Source organism: Candidatus Chlorohelix allophototropha (assembly GCF_030389965.1).
Classification (GTDB): Bacteria; Chloroflexota; Chloroflexia; order Chloroheliales; family Chloroheliaceae; genus Chlorohelix; species Chlorohelix allophototropha.
On sequence record NZ_CP128399.1, the window covers coordinates 1,343,306 to 1,362,301 of the forward strand.

Sequence of the window (18,996 nt, forward strand, 5' to 3'; positions counted from 1 at the left end):
TTCGCTCGGAACTGGATAAAGAAAGGGATTTAAGCCCTTTGCCGGAAGCGAAAATCTTAAAGCTGAAACATTAGGTGAGCAAATGACCCAGTTGCCGGAAACAACCAAACGTCTTTATCGCGCCGATGGAACACCCCGCCCGGTTGGTGTCATCGGATATCCAGTCAGCCATTCGCGTTCGCCCCAATTCCAGAACGCTGCCTTCGAATATTACAACTTGCCGCATCGCTACGAAAAATGGGAAGTAGCGCCGGAAGATTTGGCTGCTTTCCTGCTAGAAATGAAAAATCAGGATTTTTTGGGCTTAAATGTAACTATCCCACATAAGGAAAGTGTACTAGATCATCTGGAAACCGGTACGCCTGAAGTGGGCGATGTAGGCGCAGCAAATACTTTGTTCTTACATGAAGATCAATACATGGCAGGGCACAATACAGACGTGGGCGGTTTCCTACAAGTTCTGAAAGAGGAAGGTTGCGAAGTAGCAGGTATCCGGGCGATGGTGCTTGGCGCAGGAGGGGCAGCACGCGCCATAATTTACGCCTTGGCAAAGGCAGGCGCAATAGAAATCTCCATAGCAAACCGCACTATCGAACGCGCCGCCGAGCTATGTGATGTTTTCGCAGAACAGTTCCCTAATTGTCATATTTTCCCCTTGCCCTTTGACTCGGCGGGTTGGCCTCCCAACCGTAACCCCCGCAACCTGATTGTAAATACTACTTCCTTTGGCTTAAAACCCGAAGATAAGGATAAACCTTTCCCCTTTACCGCTTGGCAATTGAGCGGGCATCACCCTGATCGAATGACTTATTTCTTTGATTTGGTCTATGGGGACACCCCGTTCCTGAAGCAGGCGCGTAGCGAGAAAGCGCAACACATGATAGACGGTACGAGTATGCTGGTGTATCAGGGTGCGCTCAGTTTTGAGCTTTGGACTGGCTTGCCCGCGCCCCGCGAGGTTATGCTCGCGGCGGTACAAGCGCCACAGTAACCGGGCTTAATTTGGAGATTCTGGCTTACATATTGTGCGGTCTCGCCGGATTGGGAGCAGGTTGGGTAGCCAATATTGTGGCTAATCGCTTCCCGATTGAAGAACGCGCTCTTTTCGCTCCCCTGCGTTGTATGAAGGGGGGCGAACCCTTGCACTGGTACGATCATTTCCCTGTGTTCGGCTTTTTGTTACAAAAAGGGGTTTGCCGCCATTGTGGGAAGAAACTCCCACTCCGTTTCCCACTACTCGAATTGTTATTAGTTGCCTGCTTCGTCACTGCATGGGCGCGCTTCCAAAATGCTCCACTCTATATTTATGCGGTTAGCGTCTTCTACATTACCCTGATGGTGGTGGTTGGCGCAATTGATCTGCGTCACCGTTTGATATTTCCCGCCATGATTTACTTGGGCTGTCTGGTGGCAATCCTCACCGGCATCCTGAGTGGTGCACACCCTGACGGTTTTTTGCCGGACGGAATTGGAAGTGGGATACTAGGCGCGCTTTTCTGCGGCATAACCTTCCAATTGCTCTATTGGCTGGCAATCGCGATCTACCGAGTCAGGGCGTTAGGCTTTGGCGATGTGCTACTGGCAGCTTTGATGGGCTTCATACTTGGCTTTCCCGGTTCGGTGGCGGCACTTTTTATGGGTGCGGTGCTTAATGGAATCGCGGCAGGGCTGGTGATGCTTCTCGGTAAAAAAGGGCGACGAGAATTCATCCCTTATGGTACTACCCTGTGCCTCGCAACGATGCTAACCATAATGTTCGGCGAAAGTGTCTGGCGCTGGGGACCTTTAGGCATACTCACGGACTTGCTTGGTTTGCTATTTGAAATAATCTTCCGTTTTATGCTCAATATCCTCGGCGTGCAGGCAAGCTAATTTAGGCATTATCACTGCAAGCGTTGAATATTGACTCCGCTTTACAGGACTGTTAGGATAAATTAAGCTAACAACCCTATTATTACAAATAGGTTGTAAATTCGCCTCACTTTCCATTTTATCAAAATAAATATACAGAAGTGTTCGTTCCTTTTTGCTGCGAAGAGATAGCATTTCAATTGTGTCGGTATACGGATGCGAGTTACTTTTCCCATTCCCTTGTACAGGTTCATACTTGTACTGACTTTCTTATGGCAAAAGGAGTCGAAAGCCCCTTTCTTGTGGTTTAGTATGAGCGTTGCTTATGGAGGTCTCATGCCTGACTTAGTTGTAAATACCAAATATGGAGCCGTGCGTGGTGTCAGCATTGATAATGTAGTTGCATTCAAAGGTATTCCCTATGCTGCCCCGCCCTTTGGCGCAAACCGTTTCAAAACACCGCAACCGGTTGTAGCTTGGGATGGAGTGCGAGATACTTCAAATTATGGACCGACAGTGATAAAACCGCCATACTTCCCACCTTTCGATTCTCTTTTTGTAGAACCGCAGTACCCCGGTGAGGAGTGCCTAAATCTTAACATTTGGACTCCCGATTTAGGACAAGCAAGGTTACCGGTTTACGTCTGGGTGCATGGGGGTGCCTTCGCTAACGGTTCAAACGCTGTACCAGCTTATGACGGGGCGAAGTTTGCCCGCGATGGAATAGTATGCGTAGTTATAAACTATCGATTAGGAGCGGACGGCTTCCTATTTCTAGACGATGGTATTTCTAACCTCGGAATACTTGATCAGGTTACCGCACTACGATGGGTACAAGAGAATATTCGCGCCTTCGGGGGTGACCCAGAAAATGTGACAATCGGGGGCGAGTCAGCCGGAAGTTTTAGCGTGACCACGCTGCTTTCTATGCCACTTACCAAAGGCTTGTTTCGTCGAGTAATTGCGCAGAGCGGGGCGGGACATCATGTGCTATCAACCGGAACCGCCAAAAGGGTGGGGGGCTATCTTGCCGATAAATTGGGAGTTGCACCCACCCGCGAGGCAATTGCTGCCGTATCCTTTGAAAAACTTGTAATGGCGCAGGCACGATTAAGCGGGGAGGTCTTTGCAAACCCGAATCCCGCAGTATGGGGTGAAGTTGCCGGAAACGTTATGCCTTTCGAGCCAGTGGTGGATGGTGATATAATCCCCGCCCGCCCCATTGACGGGCTTTTTGCCGGAGCAGGAGCCGGAGTTGACCTGCTAGTTGGAACTAATACCGAAGAATACAGGCTATTTATGGTGCCGAATAACTCAATTGCCTATATCAATGATACCTTTCTGTCGAGGGCAATTATGGCATATGGATTGCCGCTACACGAAACGTTGTTCACCTATAAAGAAAAACGCCCTGAAGCGAGTGCAGGAGAGTTACTGGAGGCAATAGCTACCGATTGGTTCTTCCGCATTCCTGCTATTCGCCTTGCCGAAGCGCAGCAGAATCAGGGAGGCGCAACTTATATGTATGAATTCAGTTGGCGCTCTCCTGAATATGATGGGCGACTTGGAGCTTGCCATGCGCTAGAAATAGCCTTCGCCTTTGATAATCTAGACAAGGATAACGGACGCTTGGGAACGGGCAATCCGCAGCATCTTGCCGATAGTATGCATGCCTCTTGGGTTTCGTTCATTACCACCGGAAATCCCGGTTGGCAACAGTACGAACTTGACCAACGCGCCACTATGAATTTCAACCTTACTAACCAACTCCAATTTGACCCACGTTGGGAAGAGCGGATTCTGTGGGAAGGTAAACGCTAATTTGCAAAGGGTTGCGCATAATACAATAACTTTGGCGCAACCCTTTCTCCTTCAGTAAATTTCAAACCGACAAGCTGATAGTGTAACTCTGAATACTGCCTCTGTTCAGATCACTCGCCATTATCCCTAATAAATAGCCGCCTCTATTCTTACTGGTTTTCCTTAACTAAAAATAACGATTTGGAATACCACTTTCATGGATTCTCAATTCATATTGTGAAATTTTTATCAAAGTCTTACTTATTATTAACCTAAATTTCGTGATTCTAGTTGTACAATATTATTGTTAATAATTTCACAATAAAGGGTGAGGGTGTCTATGCGTAACTCTGCTTATGTGTTTAGTTGGTTGTTTTTCATTATCAATATTATGTTAGTGATAGCACTGTTTTTTTGCTGGTTGGTTATGGCTGTTACCAATCAGCCTAGCGAAGCATACGTTGGCGTATTCTGCACAATGCTTATTGCGATGATTTTGCTAGGTATGGTGCATCATGTGGCGAGTCTGCAAATCTGGATGAGACCTGTGCTAGCAGGAGCTATCGAGTTTATCCCGGCTATTTTATTCATCGGCTTATGCTTCATTTCGGGGCAAGCGCTATTTCTGGCGTTAGCATCGCCTCATCTGATAGTGGGGTCTATGACGCTACTCTCGGCAGATGAGAAGTTGGAACTTGTTAAGCTAGAGGACAGAATGCGCTAAAGTTAGCGCATTTTGATTTCAGCAGCAGGCGTTGTTAATGATTCCTGTTCTAAAGTTTTATCCACTTTGCCCAGTTTCAAACCTTCGTGCCAAGTATAAAACGCGCCCAGCAAAACTACCGGCAGGAAGCCCACGATATGTTCGAGTAGAGCGTAAGTAAATACGAGGTCACGGTTAGCGTAGGCAACATTCAACGAGGCGGGTAACACCGCCAAAATCACCACTTCAAAAGTACCGATGTAACCGGGAGCAGCTGGTACTACCATACCTAAATTGCTGGCGATCATCACCATCATGCCGACCTCGAACGACATAGGCAAACCCACCGCCCAAGCAACCCACAGATATACCAACGAATTGAGAGTCCACTGCACCATCGATTGAATAAACAAGATAAACGCAAGGCGAGGGTCGAGTAAGATTGAAACGGCATCCAGTACTTCTTCGGCAAAACCGTACAACTTATTGCCAATTTTCGCAGGTAGCAGTTTTAGTACAAACTTGATAAATTTCTCAGCCCGATTGCGTTGCCAAGCCATTAACAAACAGACTAGAAACGCCCCCACCATTACACTACCCAACAGTAATACACTGGTCTTAAAGCCATCTTCTATCGAAAGGAAAGGAATAAGCCCCAAAAGAAGTACAAAACAAGGGATAATGTCTAGAATTTTTTCCAGCAATATGGCGGAGAATACCCTAACCGTACCAATCTTTTCGGTACGAGCTACGGTATAGGCGCGTACCACCTCACCCAAACGCGCCGGTAAAATAGTGTTCCATAGGTAACTGATCATCAGCGCGGTGAAAAGACGATATTTATGTACGTGGTCGGGCTTTAGCAATATTTGGTTGCGCCACACTTTCAAGTAGATAACTATCGCAGTGGGGATACTAATTGACAGAAGCCACCACCAATTGAGCGTGCCAAGCGCATCGCCTACTTTAGCAAACTGAATATCCTTGATCGCCAACCAAAGACAAACGCCGCTGATCAGTAACCCGATTACAAATTTGAGATACTTCATTAGGTTTAAGATTCCTTTTCCGGCGCACTTTCTTGAGGCAACCGTGAGCATGAGTTATACTATGGCGCGCTGAAAATATCATAGCATTACAGGCTTGTCAAGAAAAGGGCATTATTTAAATGCGTTTCGCAATTAACGCTCATCTGGTAGCGGCTAATTCTACCTACCGTCAAGCGGGGGTCAGCCGCTATACCGAACTTCTAATCAACAACCTCGCCGAACTTGATCGGGAGGACGAATTCATTATCTACACCGCGCCGGGACAACAACCGCCCGGTTTCGCAGAAGCACCCAATTTTCGGTTGGCGATTAGCCATTTGCCCACCGTTAGACCTCCGGTACGAATCGGCTGGGAGCAATTTCTCGCCCCGTCCATACTATTAAAAGACCGTCCGGCGTTGTTGCATTGTCCCGTGAATGTCGTTCCGTTGGCAGCGCCCTGCCCTACCGTTCTGACTATTCATGATTTGGGCTTCCTGCGCTTCCCAGAGCGTTACAAAACCGCAAAACGCCTGTACCTAACCACTGCCACCAAGCTTTCGGCGAAACGTGCCGCCCATATCATCACCGATGCCGAAGCAATCAGGCAAGAGGTTATAGAGTTGCTGAAAGTACCGCCCCACAAGGTGACAGCCATTCCGCTCGCTGCCGACCAACGCTTCAAGCCAATAACCGACACGGCACAACTGGAAGCCTTCCGCCGCGAAAAAGAATTGCCCGCCCGTTTCGTGTTATATGTAGGAACGCTTGAACCCCGCAAAAATCTACCCTTGCTGTTGCAGGGCTTTGCCCGTTTGCGCCACGAACAGCCCCATACAGTAAAAGGGGTGGAACTGGTATTAGGAGGGGGCAAAGGCTGGATGTACGAGGAGATTTTCCGGTTGGTACGCGAATTGGGACTTGCGGAAATAACTCGCTTTCCGGGCTACATTAGTGATGCTGATTTGCCCTTATGGTATAATATCGCAGATGTAATGGTGTACCCAAGCCTTTATGAAGGTTTTGGTTTTCCACCTCTGGAGGCAATGTCTTGCGGAACGCCCGTAATTACCAGCAATACCAGCAGCCTGCCAGAAGTGGTAGGAGATGCCGGTATTACAATAACACCAACGGATGACAGGGAACTAGCGCACGCGCTGGCACGTATTCTTACTGAACCCGGTTTGAGCGAAGATTTGCGCCGTCGAGGGTTGGCACAAGCCGCCCGGTTCAATTACCGTGAAACTGCACGCAGAACTCTGGAAGTTTACCGACAGGTTGCATCGAAATAATAGGAATAGAGATTAATGGATCCCTCAATTATTTTCATCGTAATGATGGTAATCGCGGTAATTATTTTTACAGTGATAAACAGCCGCAATAAGGGTGGACGCAATGTCTGTACTCGTTGTGACGGCACCGGCGAAGTTCACGAGAAATGGCCCGACCCCAACGCTCCTAACGGCTGGCACATTCTGGACGGGATTTGCCCCAAGTGTAAGGGCAAGGGTAAGGTTTAGGTACTGCTGGAAGGAATTACTTTGACGCAACCCTCTCCGTCCACCTCCGGATTCTCCCGCAAAAAAAACTTCGACCCGGCTACGGTGGTAGATTTTGTAAGCCATTCCGCCTCACAAACTCGCTCTACCGGAGTTGTGCTAGGTAAGTTGGCGCAACCCGGCGATATTATTTTGCTGGCGGGCGAACTAGGCGCAGGTAAAACTACCCTTACCAAAGGTATAGCCGAAGGTCTGGACATCAAGGGTATCGTTAATTCACCTACTTTTACGCTGGTGAACGAATACCGCGGAAGAATCCCGCTTTACCATATGGATTGTTATCGCCTTGAAAACGGACGTGACGCGCTCGATTTCGGAGTGGAAGAATACCTGTATGGGGATGGTCTGACGGTTATAGAATGGGCAGAACGCATTGAGGATGTTTTGCCGAAAGAAACCCTCACGGTGCGCCTTACTACACTGAATGAAACCAAGCGGGGAATACGCCTTGAGCCGATAGGGGAGCGTTACATCACTTTTGTTGCTAGATTTAAGGAAGAAGCCTTCGGGATATACAAATCATGATTATCGCTTTCGACACTTCAACCGCATATGCCGGAGTAGCGCTGTTCCGCGAGGATGGGCTATTGGCAGAATGTAACTGGCGCGCACATCGCGACCAAACCACCCAGTTGTTACCCATGACCAAAAAATTGCTCGAAAGCCAAAACCTGAAGCCCGATACCATAACCGGGGTAGCGGTAGCATTGGGTCCCGGTTCATTCAACGGTTTACGGGTAGGAGTCAGCACTGCAAAGGGCATGGCGTTGGCGTTGGGCTTGCCGCTTTACGGAGTAAGCAGCCTTGATATGCTGGCATACCAACACAGCTACCTGAACGGCAACCTTTGTACTATCATTGAAGCAGGAAGAGGCAGGCTCGGAATCGGATTTTATAAGGTGAAAAACGGCAAGTGGAACAGGCAGGGCGACTACGAGAATGTAACGGCAAGTGAATTGGCAACCAAAATTAGCGTCCCTACCTTTATCGCCGGTGAACTTACCGTCGCTCAGTTGCAAGAATTAGAGAGTTTAACCGGAAAAAATGTCCAGATATTACCCGCCGCCGCAAGCCTTCGACGCGCTGGTTATCTGGCGGAAATGAGTTGGCTAAGGCTAAAACAGGGCGATATGGGCGATGATATTGCCGATTTACAACCTATTTATTTGCATCAACCCGTCAAGCAGTAGAGGAGTACAGGATGCCTTTCTTGATCGAGTCTATGCGAGTTGAAGACATCCCCGAAGTGGTGGAAATTGAACGAATCTGTTTTGCCACGCCTTGGCCCGCCAGTGCGTACCGACGTGAACTGCAAAATACCAGTTCAACCCGTTACGTGGTAGTTCGTCAACTTGAAAACGAGTCAGAAGCGCCCACCGACACCGAACCGCCTTTTCTCGACCGCCTGATGTCACACTTGGATAATACCCGCCCCGATAAACCATCCCCCGCCACTGCTAACCCGGTGGTTGGTTATGCCGGACTTTGGATGATGATGGATGAAGCCCATATAACAACAATCGGGGTTCACCCTTTATACCGAGGCAAGCGATTGGGTGAGCTAATGCTGGTGGGCTTGATTGATATTGCCATGCAGTTGGGTTCAAGCTGGCTAACCCTTGAGGTACGAGTCAGCAATAACGTGGCGCAAAACCTCTATCGAAAATATTATTTCGATGTTAAGGGAGTGCGCCGCAAATATTACACCGATAACGATGAAGATGCCTATGTAATGTGGACTGATAATATTACTACCCCAGAATATCGGCAGCGTTATTACCAAACTAAACGCGAGCTTCTTGATTCACTGGCAAATCAAGGTGAAGTAACGCCTGTTCCAGATGCCTTTGCGCCGCTGGTAGACTCTCCTTCGCCCGCTTCGTAAAAAGCCGAGCGCGGGGCACAATCTTAAACTAAAGCACGCAACGACAAAGTAGCGATAAAGCTACCTGCTACCTTGCGATCTCCCGTAGCATCCACCGCTTGCACTTGCGCCTCAATATAGCCCTTACCCGCCTCTTCATATTTGCTAACCACATAACCGCTACAGGTTATTACATCGCCAAGGCGAGTCATGTTCTGAAAGCGCACCCGAAAGCGGCGCAAATTCGTTGGGTCACCCAGATAATCACTAACCATTTGACCTACAAAGCCCATAATCAGCATTCCATGTGCGATAGTACCGCCAATACCAACCGCCTTGCCAACATCCGAGTCGGTGTGGAGTGGGTTAAAATCGCCTGATGCGCCCGCATAGCGCACCAATTGAACATGAGTTACGGGCGCTTTGGTAAGAGAAGGAAGTTGATCGCCTATTTGCACATCCTCAAAATACAGTTTGTTCATGTGCTTTTCCCCCTAACGCGCCACTACCACCTGATGCCCATGTAAAACTTCTTCCCCACGCTGGTTAGTATGCACTACCTCGAAAAGGATTATTTCCAACTTGCCGGTATTGCCCTGTTTTTCCTCGACACTTTTCAGGGTGATAGTGCTGGTAATGGTATCCCCGGCGTACACCGGCGCAAGATAGGTATAATCTTCCTCGCCATGCAAAAGGCGCGGACTTGGCACACCCAACGCATCTGGAATAGAAAATCCTTCATTATTACCCCAGATATTTACCACGGTGGGAAAGGTGGGCGGCACCGGGATAGCAGGATAACCGGCGGCGTGTGCCGCTTCCTCGCTGCGATAAATAGGGTTGGGATCACCAATTGCGCTCACAAACTCACGAATTTTGCCCTTCTCAATCTCAAAGGTATAGGTAGACAGAACCTTACCGATTAACTCGCGATTAACCATTCTTCCTCCTTATTTTCCAAACAGGGGTATTTTTGATGGCACGAATGTTAGCAGAAGAGAAGGCAGGCTGCAAACTTGTATGAAATAAAAAAGGACCGGTATCGCCGGCCCGTTGGGAAACGTAGTTGGGTATCTGTCTGGTGAATAGTTCGTGTTGTGTATCACTGCACTATTGGTTCGAGCGTTGGAAACTTTTTATTTTTTCTTTCGCCCACTAACACTATAGCGCTGGAATGTTACGGGGGTTTTACGGGAGTTTTACAGGAGTGTGACGAAACTATAATGTTTATTACAAAATAGGGTTGTGTTATACTAATTAAAAAGCGTTACGCACATATTGGAGGAAAACACCATGTCTGAAAACCCGACCGATGTAGTGACCGAAGAAACTCCAAAACTCAATGTTGAACCTGGAAAACTAGTTACGATGATAGACCATACGTTGCTAAAGCCCCAAGCAACCGAAGCCGACATCAAACGACTATGTGAAGAAGCACGTTTCTACGCATTCGGCGCTGTATGTGTCAATCCCATCTATGTGAAGTTATGTGTAAGGGAATTGGCGGGTTCTAATGTAAAAGTTTGCACAGTAGCAGGTTTCCCATTGGGTGCAAACGTGGAAGCCATCAAAGTTTCCGAAGCGCAAACCGCTATAAATCATGGGGCTAAAGAAGTGGACATGGTTATCAATATCGGGTTGCTCAAGGCGGGTGAATTTGATCTGGTAAAGCGTGAAATTTCCAGCGTGGCGCACCATTGCCATACCGGACGCTCCATCTGCAAAGTCATAATTGAAGCCGCGCTATTGGAAGAAGCCGAGAAAATCAAAGCCTGTGAACTGGCAAAAGAAGCGGGCGCAGATTTTGTAAAAACCAGTACCGGTTTTGTACCGGGTGGCGGCGCGCGCGCAGTTGATGTACGCCTAATGCGCAACGTGGTAGGTCCGAAGATGGGTGTAAAAGCCTCTGGCGGTATCCGCAACCTTGATGATGTGTTAAAGCTCATCGCAGCGGGTGCAACTCGTCTCGGCACCAGTAGCAGCGTAAAAATTATGCAGGAATTGCTGCACCCTAGCGAACCCTCAGAAGAATAAAAATTTGGGCAAATAAAAGGGCGCACCTTGCGATGCGCCTTTATACTAATCTTGAGGTAGCGGTTAGCCAACCGCTTTTTTATTTCACCGGGAAGTGAATATAAATCGTGCTATTAGACTCGGTAGTTCCGGACTTGCTACCGCCCACCACACTCTTAAGATCGGTCAGTTTGCCACTGATTGCGGTTAACTGTTGCTGGTTTTTAGCATTATCGGGGGAGGATGGCATACTTGCCGCTACCGCAAAGGCTTGCTGCGCATCCACGAAGAAATAGCCTTTGTTGCTATCCGGCACGCTGGCTTTTACTTTGGTGAACTCGGCATAGCTTGCGCCCTTGCTAAAGTTCGTACCACCTGTAGCAGAAGTGATAGTCGCCTCAGTTTGGTCAGATGCGGTGCTGATAAAGACATAATTGCCCGCCACGCCCATTTCTAGAGTAGTAGATTTGCCGTTGTTTTTGGTGGTATCTTTAGGAGTCATCACGCCGGATTTATAGGTTACACCACCAAAAGTTTTCTGGTCGAACTTGACGGTTGCATCGGGCGATTTCTCAAGCGCCGCCGCCAATTTATCCAGCGAAGCCTGTGCCGAAGCCTTATCGGTCACCGCGGTCAAGAAACCAACGCCCACTTTCTGGTCAGTGGTAGAAGGCACGGCAAATACCGCGAATTCGCCCGCGAACAGCGGCGCAATATCCTTTTGGATACTCAACCCGGAGTTAGTTTCAAATTTGGTAAGTGCGTCGGTAATCTGTTTAGTCTGGTCGCTCGGCATCTGCGACAACATACTATTTAGCTGATCGTACGCGCTCTTGCCATCCTGCCCATTGGCAAAGAAGAAGGTCTTTTCTGGCAACGCCTCAAGAATTTTGCCAGACACAGCGGGTTTGCTCAACGAGGCTTTAATCTCAGGGGTGAGCTTGCTTTCGTCATAAGCCTCGTACACATCCACCTTCAAGCCCTCGTCGGCAGCAGAAAATGCCATGCCCATGCCCTTCAAGTAATCCTTATTCATTGAAGTCGTGCTCTGGGACATATTGGGTATCGCAGACATTGCGCTAGAGGCACTAGCGGCATCTGTGTACATAAAGCCGAGATTTGTGGTTGGCAATTTGGCAGCAACCGCTTTGTACTGAGCATTCGCGGAAAGGCTAGTTCCGGCAGTCTGGTCTATCGCATTTTTAGCAGCGGTAGAACCAAGCGTCAGGAAAAGCTTATCATTTCCTACCGCCACCGAAAGCTGGAGTACAAACAGGTTCAGATTGTAAATGGTGTAATCCTTATAAGTTTCGATAGTCGGTTTGATATTCAAACCGGAGGTATTGCCACCAAGCGCTGAACCGAGTAACTTGTTTACAAAGACATCGGCTTTAGCTTTATCTTTTACCTGCACTGCCACCATCAAAGGAATATCAAACGAAGCCATAGCCATATTGGGGGTCGGGGTCGGGCTGCTACTGGATTTTCCGGTCATACTGCCAAGACTACCGACGAGTTTCCCTAGCTTTTGCATATCGGTCACACCAATTGCGGCCTCATTGCCAAGCCATGGGCGTACATCTTTCTCAAAATCAATCTGCCCGGTAGTGGTGGAAGATGCCAGATTTAAACTCTTGAGCGAATCCTGAATCTCAGGAATTGCCGAAATATAATCTATCATCTTCTTTGCGCTTAGGGATTGTGCGCTATTCTGATCGGTGTTCAGACTGACAAAAAGCGAGGTAGTGCCGGGGAAGTTGGCAGCCAACGCGCTGTTATAGCCCAGATTGGAATTTTGAGCCGGACTGGTTTGGTTATTATCGCCGCAAGCTGCCAGTAGCAGACCGAGGCTTAGTAACGCGACCAGAAACAGGCTAAAGCGAGATGCTTTTCGGTAGGACATATCTTAATTCTCCCATTTCATTACGATTCATCTAATGTTCACAATCATGATATACGTTCGTGCAAGCCAAATCGTTTCTCATTTCTCTTTGATTTGCAAAACATTAATCTAGCTAACCGATTTGTGCTAATTGTCCTAAAATCACCGATTAATTTCTGTCAAAATGACAATTGTTATTAACAGTAGAAATTGTATATTCTTACCTTTAAGATTAATTTTGAAGCCTACTCCAAAATCCCAAAAGTTGTTTCAAAAAATCCTACTCAATATGAGCTTGTAATCAGGAATGAGTTGCCTGACACCTCCTGTTAAAGCTATATCTAACTTCCTAAAATTGTTCGGGTTATAAATTCAAGCTACACACTTTATATATCATATCAGGAATCAAGAATGAATAAACAAGACGATCGTAACGACCTCGAAATATTAGTAAGTGAAATGAAAGCCATCAAATCTCCCTTACGCCGCTATCTAAACGAATTGTATGCCAAATACAAAACCTTAGACGAGGGTAAAGTGGCAGATTATATACCCGAACTGGCTAAAGCTAAGCCAGATTGGTTTTCTATTTGTGTGGTAAAAACGAATGGGCAGGTTTTTGAGGTGGGTGATAGTCGCCAGGACTTTACTATCCAATCTATGTCCAAACCATTTATGTACGGGCTTGCGCTCGAACAACATGGGCGCGAATTTGTAAGCACGAAAGTAGGGGTTGAGCCTACCGGTGAAGCTTTCAACTCCATTATTTTAGATGAAGCCTCTAACCGACCTTTCAACCCGATGGTAAATGCCGGAGCAATTGCTACTGCGGCTCTTATCAGGGGCGAGGATCCGCCCACCCGGCTCAACAGGGTGCTTGATATGTTCGAACGCTATACCGGACGAAAAGCAAGTGTGGATATAGCAGTTTTCGCTTCGGAAAAGCAAACCGGGAATCGCAATCGAGCTATCGGTTATTTGATGCTTAACTTTGGAATGGTTCCGCCAAACCTAGATGAGTCACTAGACCTTTATTTCCAGCAATGCTCTTTATTGGTCAATTGCCGCGATATGGCTGTTATGGCTGCAACCCTAGCCAACAACGGGATTAATCCTACCACCGGGCAACGCGCTGTAGAAGCACAGTATATTCCTGATATTCTCAGTGTAATGTACACCAGTGGAATGTATAACTATGCCGGGCAATGGGCTTACAGTGTAGGTATTCCCGCAAAAAGCGGGGTAAGTGGAGGAATAATAGGGGTAGTACCGGGTAAATTAGGGATTGCCGTATTTTCACCGCTCCTTGACTCTCAGGGAAACAGCGTAAGAGGCATAAAGGTATGCGAACAATTATCTCGCGAACTGGGATTGCATATTTTTAATTTGAGCAACCAACAAAGCGAGCTACTGGATTAGAAATAGTGATAGGTTTAGGAACAGGAAAACATGGGTAAAATTATTTCGATTCACTCTTATCGGGGCGGCACCGGTAAATCAAATATAACTGCTAATCTGGCGGCTACAGTGGCTATGCAAAGGCAACGTGTTGCTATTATAGATACAGATATTCAATCGCCCGGAATACATATTCTTTTCGGTATGGACGAGGATGATTTATCGCCTTGTCTCAACGATTTTTTATATGGGAAATGTAGTATCAAAGAAGCGGCACACGATGTTACTTCTCGGTTAGTAGATTCGGAAGGGACTGATATATCAGGGGGTGGGAAGCTTTATCTATTGCCGTCCAGCATCAAGGCAGGCGATATTGCCCGAATATTGCGGGAAGGTTATAAGGCGCATTTGTTAAATGATGGGTTAATTGAGTTAATTGAGGTGCTTAACCTTGACTATCTATTCATTGATACGCATCCCGGCTTAAATGATGAAACCTTGCTGTCTATCGCCATTTCAGACGATTTGCTGCTAATTATGAGACCTGACCGACAAGACTATCAGGGAACTGCCGTTACTGTGGAAGTAGCCCGCAAATTGGATGTAGAAAATATGCTGATGGTGATAAACAAGGCGCTGCCAGAGATGGATTTTGACGGTCTAAAACATTCGGTTGAGGAGATTTATAAAGCAGAAGTAATCGCAGTATTACCCTCTTCGGATGACTTGATTCGAGCCGGTAGCGCTGGTCTGTTTAGTCTGAAGAATCCGCAGCATCCTTTCAGTCAAGGAATAACTGCTATTGCAGCGCGACTGATAAGGCAGTAAGGGGTTAGAAGTGGTAAAAACAACCGAAAAGATAGAATTTCTTCGGGGAGTGGGTATCTTTGGCGATGCTACCGATGAGATGCTCCAAGAGATGCTGAACCTACTGGTTGATGTGGAAGTGCCTATCGGGCAAACCATTTTCCAGAAAGGAGACCTCGGGGACTCCATGTTTATTGTTCGGGAAGGAATCATGCGAGTCCATATAGATGAACATACCCTCGGTATTGTCGAAAAGGGTAACTTTTTTGGTGAAATGGCGGTGTTGGACTCTGAAACCCGAAGCGCTTCTATTACCGCTATAACAAATACCCATCTTTGGTGTCTGAGCCAACAGAACCTATACTCCCTAATGTCCAAAAGGCAAGAGGTAGTACAAGGAATAATTCAATTGCTGTGTTCGCGCCTTCGCACCCGTATTAAAACCAGTTTTGATGACTTCCAGTATATGCAACAGTTTTCAAAGGTAATCAACGCTGCTATCGCCCTAGAAGATGGCAAATACCAACCTGAGATTCTTGATGGGGTAATTCAGCGCACCGACCCACTAGGACAGCTTGCCCGGATTTTTGGGCATATGGCACAGGAGGTATATAATCGTGAGCAAACTTTGAAACGACAGGTGCAAGAGCTAAAGATAGAAATCGATCAAGTGAAGTTAGCGCACCAAATCAGCCAGATTACCGATAACGATAATTTCAGCGATTTGCAAGCTCAAGCGCGCGACCTTCGCAAAAAAAGGTTCACTTCAAACAAACAACCCTTTGAAACCGATAGCCTGAGCGAGTTATAAAGACGCTGGTTACCAATCAATAAGGTTATTTTGCAGAATTATCCAAAAGAAGAAAGGCACATCGTCTGCTGGAGATGTGCCTTTCTTGTGTAACATTTAGTAAAAACGGTTAGATCAGGATATAATGGGAAAACTCTAGCAAAATCATAGTAGGACGAGCAGTAATGATTCCCGATGCTATTGTAAAGATTTTTGCTTTTGTTCTTTTCACTATCCTGATAGTGTTTTTTATTGCTATCTTTTTGATGCTCCTCGTTCTACCTTTTATCGCTACTGCATGGTTAACATTCGGAGTGGTCTGGCTCATCAAGGCTAAGCCCTCACGTACACGAACCACTCTACTGATATTGGGGTTGCCACTTTTGATAGTTGCTTTAAGCGGAATACTCTGGGTATTCTTTAATTTTACCCGCGTTATTATAACCGGACGTTAAATGTTGCCTATTCTAAACCGCCGATTTGATGGCTGCAACGCGAAATAAAAGCGTAAAGGTATTGCCTGTGAAATAGTTTTATGTTAAACTGACATTGCAATTATTACTTATGTTGAGTTACATTTCCCGTATTAAGCTCACAGGTACGCACCCTGATGAAATCTGGATATAATAATCCTCGCCGGGGTCCCCAAAAAAATAAATCAAAAAATAAATATGTACTGGCGTTTTTCTCACTGGTTGCGCTGGTGGGTATTTTGATACTCTGGAATTTCTCCTCAATCCCAGCCTTGCACCCTTACTCGGTAGATGCCGCTTACTTGCCTGAGCCAACCTATGGTCCGGTGCGCTATGAAATTGCGCCCGTCACTCCGCAAGCCCGCACCCAGAATCCGGTACAAGCGCAATCTGATCCAAACCAGAATCCGATTATCAAGCCCACGCAGAACTCGCAGCAGAGCTATTTACCCGCTTTGCCGACCTATGGCGTGCCACCCACTATTGCGCCGGGAGTGCCGATTAACCCCATTCCTACCGTTCCGGGTAGCAACAGTACGGTCGATTCTACCGCTTACCCTGTAATTTTTGACAAGCCGGTCTACACTCAGCCGGTTGCGCCGATTAGTGTCAAAAACGGGCAACTGGTGGATGGTATCGGGGCGCGCTTCTTCCTAGCAGGGGTTAATTACGAGGGAGCTACCGATCGCGCCTGGGTGATGTGGAATAATGACCGCTTCGACCCCGCCTTAATCCAGAAAGACTTCGCCGCAGCAACGGCAGGCGGCTACAATACTGTACGCATATTTGTGCAAACCCAATTGCGGGATGATATTCTCAAGGGCGATTTCTCCAAGTTGGATAAAGTGCTGGAATTGGCACGCTCTAATAATCTCTTTATTTTGCTCACCTTCGCCGACTATGACGAGATGGATTTGCGCAAACTATCAAAAGTAAATGCGCTGGTAGCCGAACGCTACGTGAATCAACCCTATATGCTCGGCTATGATCTGAAAAATGAGCCAAATTTTGTGCATATTGCCGGAGCAATTTATCCTGATAGCGTGCAGCCACCCTTCCAGACCGACTTGCTAATCAAGACTTACGGTGAGCGCATGAACCAAACTGCCGCCGATGCCTATCGCCGTACCAATGTAGGCTGGCATACTGTTGGGGCGGCACTCGATTCACGTCTGGGGTATTATGCCGCAAACGCCTATGTATTGTATGAAGAATATTTGGGAGATGCCTCAACGTGGGCGGTAAAAAACGGCACAACCACGCTTGATTATATGAGTTCGCCTGAAGCACAAGGCAAATGGAAAGTATTTCTTGATGCTGCTAATGGCACGTTGCAAGCTTGGTATGATTCGTTGCTCAACCCCATTCGCCAGTTTGACAAAAATAAGCCGGTAACTGCCGGGTTTAACAGCACTTTCTGGGCGCGTCTTTCCGCCGGAGATAGCCTGAGCTTTGTCTCGATCCACCGCTATGCTCCTTCCGGTACGGACGGCTTGAAAACCACCTTCGCAGTGATGGACGCGCTTAAACGAGCGTTTCCCGGTCGCCCAGTTTGCCTAGAAGAATTTGGCTATAGCAACTCGGATTATTCTGGACGTGCAACCTCTAGTTTGACTACCGCTGCACATGAAACCGCACTCTGGCTCTACATGTATGGCAAAGGCTTCGCCGGAGGCTACAAATGGATGTTGCGGAATTTCAGTATCGGCGCAAACGTCTATGAAAATAACTTCGGGTTGTCCGACGATAACAATAATCCCAAACCGGCGTTCTTTGCCGCGCGTGCCATTTTACGCATGACCGATGCGAACCGTGCGCCGAGTGGTGATTTTAACACCCTCGAAGATAGCGACAACGGCAATATCAATTACTTCTGGACTTCCGGCAATAGTTTCTTTGGAAATAGCGCCAGCTTTAAAAACAGCCGAGTGCAACTTGACCAGAAAGAACGTGCGCCTTGGGCGGTTTGGTGGCCTAGCAATGGATTGGGACAAGTCTATGTAATTACCAGTTCACCCGCCCACGTTACCCTAGATTTACGCGCCTTTTTCCCTAGCTGGAATCCAAAACTTGCCCCGGTTTTGCAGGTACAAGACGGGCAAGCGCCTTCAGTGGATCGCACCGCCGCCGGTTTGCTCTCCTTCGATGCTACCGCAGGAACGGTGTACACTGTCAGTCTGCCGGTGCCACCCGCTACCTTTGCACGCACCGAATCGCTAGGGGGTTCGAACACCCTCTATTTCAAAGAAACAGGACATAACCTCTCCAACTCCTTCAAGCGTTTCTGGGAACAACGCAGCGGTTCGACTCTACTAGGCATGCCCATCAGCGAGGAATTTCAGGAAGGCGGTCTCACAGTACAATACTTTGAACGCGCGCGACTTGAGTATCACCCCGAATACAGTGGCACCAGCGCCGAGGTACAGCTTGGTTTGCTCGGCAGGCTAGTTTCGGCGGGCAGACGTGAGTCAGACGCACCCTTCAAAACTATTGTAGCTTTCCCTAACTCAACCGATCGCATCTACTTTAAAGAGACCGGACATAGCCTGTCCACCGGGTTCAAGGTTTTCTGGGAAAAATACGGGGGGCTTACTCAGTTTGGCTACCCTATCAGCGAGGAATTTACCGAAATTAATCCGGTTGATGGCAAAACCTACAATGTTCAGTATTTTGAACGTGGCAGGCTGGAATACCACCCCGAAGCTAAAGGCACACCTTTTGAAATTCAGGTGGGCTTGCTTGGCATGCAGGTACTCAAAGCGCGAGGCTGGATTCAGTAAGCTTTAGTTATCAGTTATCTGGTTCTAGCCCATAGTTTCGAACCATTT

The 18,996-nt window shown here is 47.5% G+C and carries 19 protein-coding genes; 15 read left to right on the forward strand and 4 right to left on the reverse strand.

Annotation, left to right across the window (positions count from 1 at the left end; genetic code table 11):
• Nucleotides 1-82: 82 nt before the first annotated feature.
• The 4 genes from aroE (at nt 83) to OZ401_RS05640 (ending at nt 4,375) form a co-directional block, all read left to right on the forward strand.
• Nucleotides 83-991, forward strand: coding sequence for a shikimate dehydrogenase (gene aroE, locus OZ401_RS05625; protein ID WP_341469727.1), 909 nt, complete (start codon nt 83-85; stop codon nt 989-991).
• Nucleotides 931-1,872, forward strand: a complete 942-nt coding sequence (locus OZ401_RS05630) for a prepilin peptidase (protein ID WP_341469728.1) — start codon at nt 931-933, stop codon at nt 1,870-1,872. The genes aroE and OZ401_RS05630 overlap by 61 nt, the downstream gene beginning before the upstream one ends.
• 315 nt (nt 1,873-2,187) lie before the next feature.
• Nucleotides 2,188-3,672 (forward strand): carboxylesterase/lipase family protein, encoded by a 1,485-nt coding sequence (locus OZ401_RS05635; RefSeq protein ID WP_341469729.1) that lies wholly within the window; start codon nt 2,188-2,190, stop codon nt 3,670-3,672.
• Nucleotides 3,673-3,991: 319 nt separating this feature from the next.
• Nucleotides 3,992-4,375 carry a hypothetical protein gene (locus tag OZ401_RS05640; RefSeq protein ID WP_341469730.1) on the forward strand — a complete coding sequence of 128 codons (384 nt, stop codon included), beginning with the start codon at nt 3,992-3,994 and terminating at the stop codon, nt 4,373-4,375.
• Nucleotides 4,376-4,377: 2 nt separating this feature from the next.
• On the opposite strand, the gene OZ401_RS05645 is transcribed toward OZ401_RS05640, so the two are convergent.
• Entirely contained in the window at nt 4,378-5,403 is a 1,026-nt protein-coding gene (locus OZ401_RS05645; RefSeq protein ID WP_341469731.1) for a lysylphosphatidylglycerol synthase transmembrane domain-containing protein, read from the reverse strand.
• Between the two features lie 119 nt (nt 5,404-5,522).
• On the opposite strand from OZ401_RS05645, the gene OZ401_RS05650 reads away from it, so the two are divergent.
• The 5 genes from OZ401_RS05650 to rimI are packed head-to-tail and all read left to right on the forward strand — an operon-like array spanning nt 5,523 to nt 8,826.
• Nucleotides 5,523-6,674 (forward strand): glycosyltransferase family 4 protein, encoded by a 1,152-nt coding sequence (locus OZ401_RS05650; protein ID WP_341469732.1) that lies wholly within the window; start codon nt 5,523-5,525, stop codon nt 6,672-6,674.
• Between the two features lie 15 nt (nt 6,675-6,689).
• Entirely contained in the window at nt 6,690-6,902 is a 213-nt protein-coding gene (locus OZ401_RS05655) for a hypothetical protein (RefSeq protein ID WP_341469733.1), read from the forward strand.
• 21 nt (nt 6,903-6,923) lie between these two features.
• Nucleotides 6,924-7,466, forward strand: a complete 543-nt coding sequence (gene tsaE / locus OZ401_RS05660; RefSeq protein ID WP_341469734.1) for a tRNA (adenosine(37)-N6)-threonylcarbamoyltransferase complex ATPase subunit type 1 TsaE — start codon at nt 6,924-6,926, stop codon at nt 7,464-7,466.
• Nucleotides 7,463-8,131, forward strand: a complete 669-nt coding sequence (gene tsaB, locus OZ401_RS05665) for a tRNA (adenosine(37)-N6)-threonylcarbamoyltransferase complex dimerization subunit type 1 TsaB (RefSeq protein WP_341469735.1) — start codon at nt 7,463-7,465, stop codon at nt 8,129-8,131. Before tsaE ends, tsaB begins: the two co-directional genes overlap by 4 nt.
• Nucleotides 8,132-8,142: 11 nt before the next feature.
• A complete protein-coding gene (gene rimI, locus OZ401_RS05670; RefSeq protein WP_341469736.1) occupies nt 8,143-8,826 on the forward strand; it encodes a ribosomal protein S18-alanine N-acetyltransferase in 684 nt (227 codons plus the stop codon).
• Nucleotides 8,827-8,849: 23 nt separating this feature from the next.
• Here the strand turns inward: rimI and OZ401_RS05675 are convergent, their stop codons facing one another.
• Together OZ401_RS05675 and OZ401_RS05680 are read right to left on the reverse strand one after the other, a co-directional pair.
• The gene (locus tag OZ401_RS05675; protein ID WP_341469737.1) at nt 8,850-9,287 is read right to left on the reverse strand and encodes a MaoC/PaaZ C-terminal domain-containing protein; all 438 of its coding nucleotides are present in this window, start codon (nt 9,285-9,287) and stop codon (nt 8,850-8,852) included.
• Nucleotides 9,288-9,299: 12 nt separating this feature from the next.
• Complete coding sequence (locus tag OZ401_RS05680; RefSeq protein WP_341469738.1) at nt 9,300-9,746, reverse strand: MaoC family dehydratase N-terminal domain-containing protein; 447 nt, start codon at nt 9,744-9,746, stop codon at nt 9,300-9,302.
• A 427-nt stretch (nt 9,747-10,173) separates the two neighbouring features.
• Here OZ401_RS05680 and deoC point away from each other — a divergent pair, with 427 nt between their 5' ends.
• On the forward strand, nt 10,174-10,839 hold the full coding sequence (gene deoC / locus OZ401_RS05685) for a deoxyribose-phosphate aldolase (RefSeq protein WP_341469855.1): 666 nt from the start codon (nt 10,174-10,176) through the stop codon (nt 10,837-10,839).
• Nucleotides 10,840-10,918: 79 nt separating this feature from the next.
• Here the strand turns inward: deoC and OZ401_RS05690 are convergent, their stop codons facing one another.
• Nucleotides 10,919-12,721 carry a DUF3352 domain-containing protein gene (locus tag OZ401_RS05690; RefSeq protein ID WP_341469739.1) on the reverse strand — a complete coding sequence of 601 codons (1,803 nt, stop codon included), beginning with the start codon at nt 12,719-12,721 and terminating at the stop codon, nt 10,919-10,921.
• 390 nt (nt 12,722-13,111) lie between these two features.
• Here OZ401_RS05690 and glsA point away from each other — a divergent pair, with 390 nt between their 5' ends.
• From glsA to OZ401_RS05715, 5 genes are all read left to right on the forward strand, one after another.
• Nucleotides 13,112-14,119: a glutaminase A gene (gene glsA, locus OZ401_RS05695; RefSeq protein WP_341469740.1), complete on the forward strand. Its 1,008-nt coding sequence runs from the start codon at nt 13,112-13,114 to the stop codon at nt 14,117-14,119.
• Nucleotides 14,120-14,149: 30 nt separating this feature from the next.
• Nucleotides 14,150-14,926 carry a MinD/ParA family ATP-binding protein gene (locus OZ401_RS05700; RefSeq protein ID WP_341469741.1) on the forward strand — a complete coding sequence of 259 codons (777 nt, stop codon included), beginning with the start codon at nt 14,150-14,152 and terminating at the stop codon, nt 14,924-14,926.
• A 10-nt stretch (nt 14,927-14,936) separates the two neighbouring features.
• Nucleotides 14,937-15,716 (forward strand): Crp/Fnr family transcriptional regulator, encoded by a 780-nt coding sequence (locus OZ401_RS05705; protein WP_341469742.1) that lies wholly within the window; start codon nt 14,937-14,939, stop codon nt 15,714-15,716.
• Between the two features lie 164 nt (nt 15,717-15,880).
• A complete protein-coding gene (locus tag OZ401_RS05710) occupies nt 15,881-16,150 on the forward strand; it encodes a hypothetical protein (RefSeq protein WP_341469743.1) in 270 nt (89 codons plus the stop codon).
• Nucleotides 16,151-16,305: 155 nt separating this feature from the next.
• On the forward strand, nt 16,306-18,948 hold the full coding sequence (locus OZ401_RS05715) for a cellulase family glycosylhydrolase (RefSeq protein WP_341469744.1): 2,643 nt from the start codon (nt 16,306-16,308) through the stop codon (nt 18,946-18,948).
• Nucleotides 18,949-18,996 lie beyond the last annotated feature (48 nt).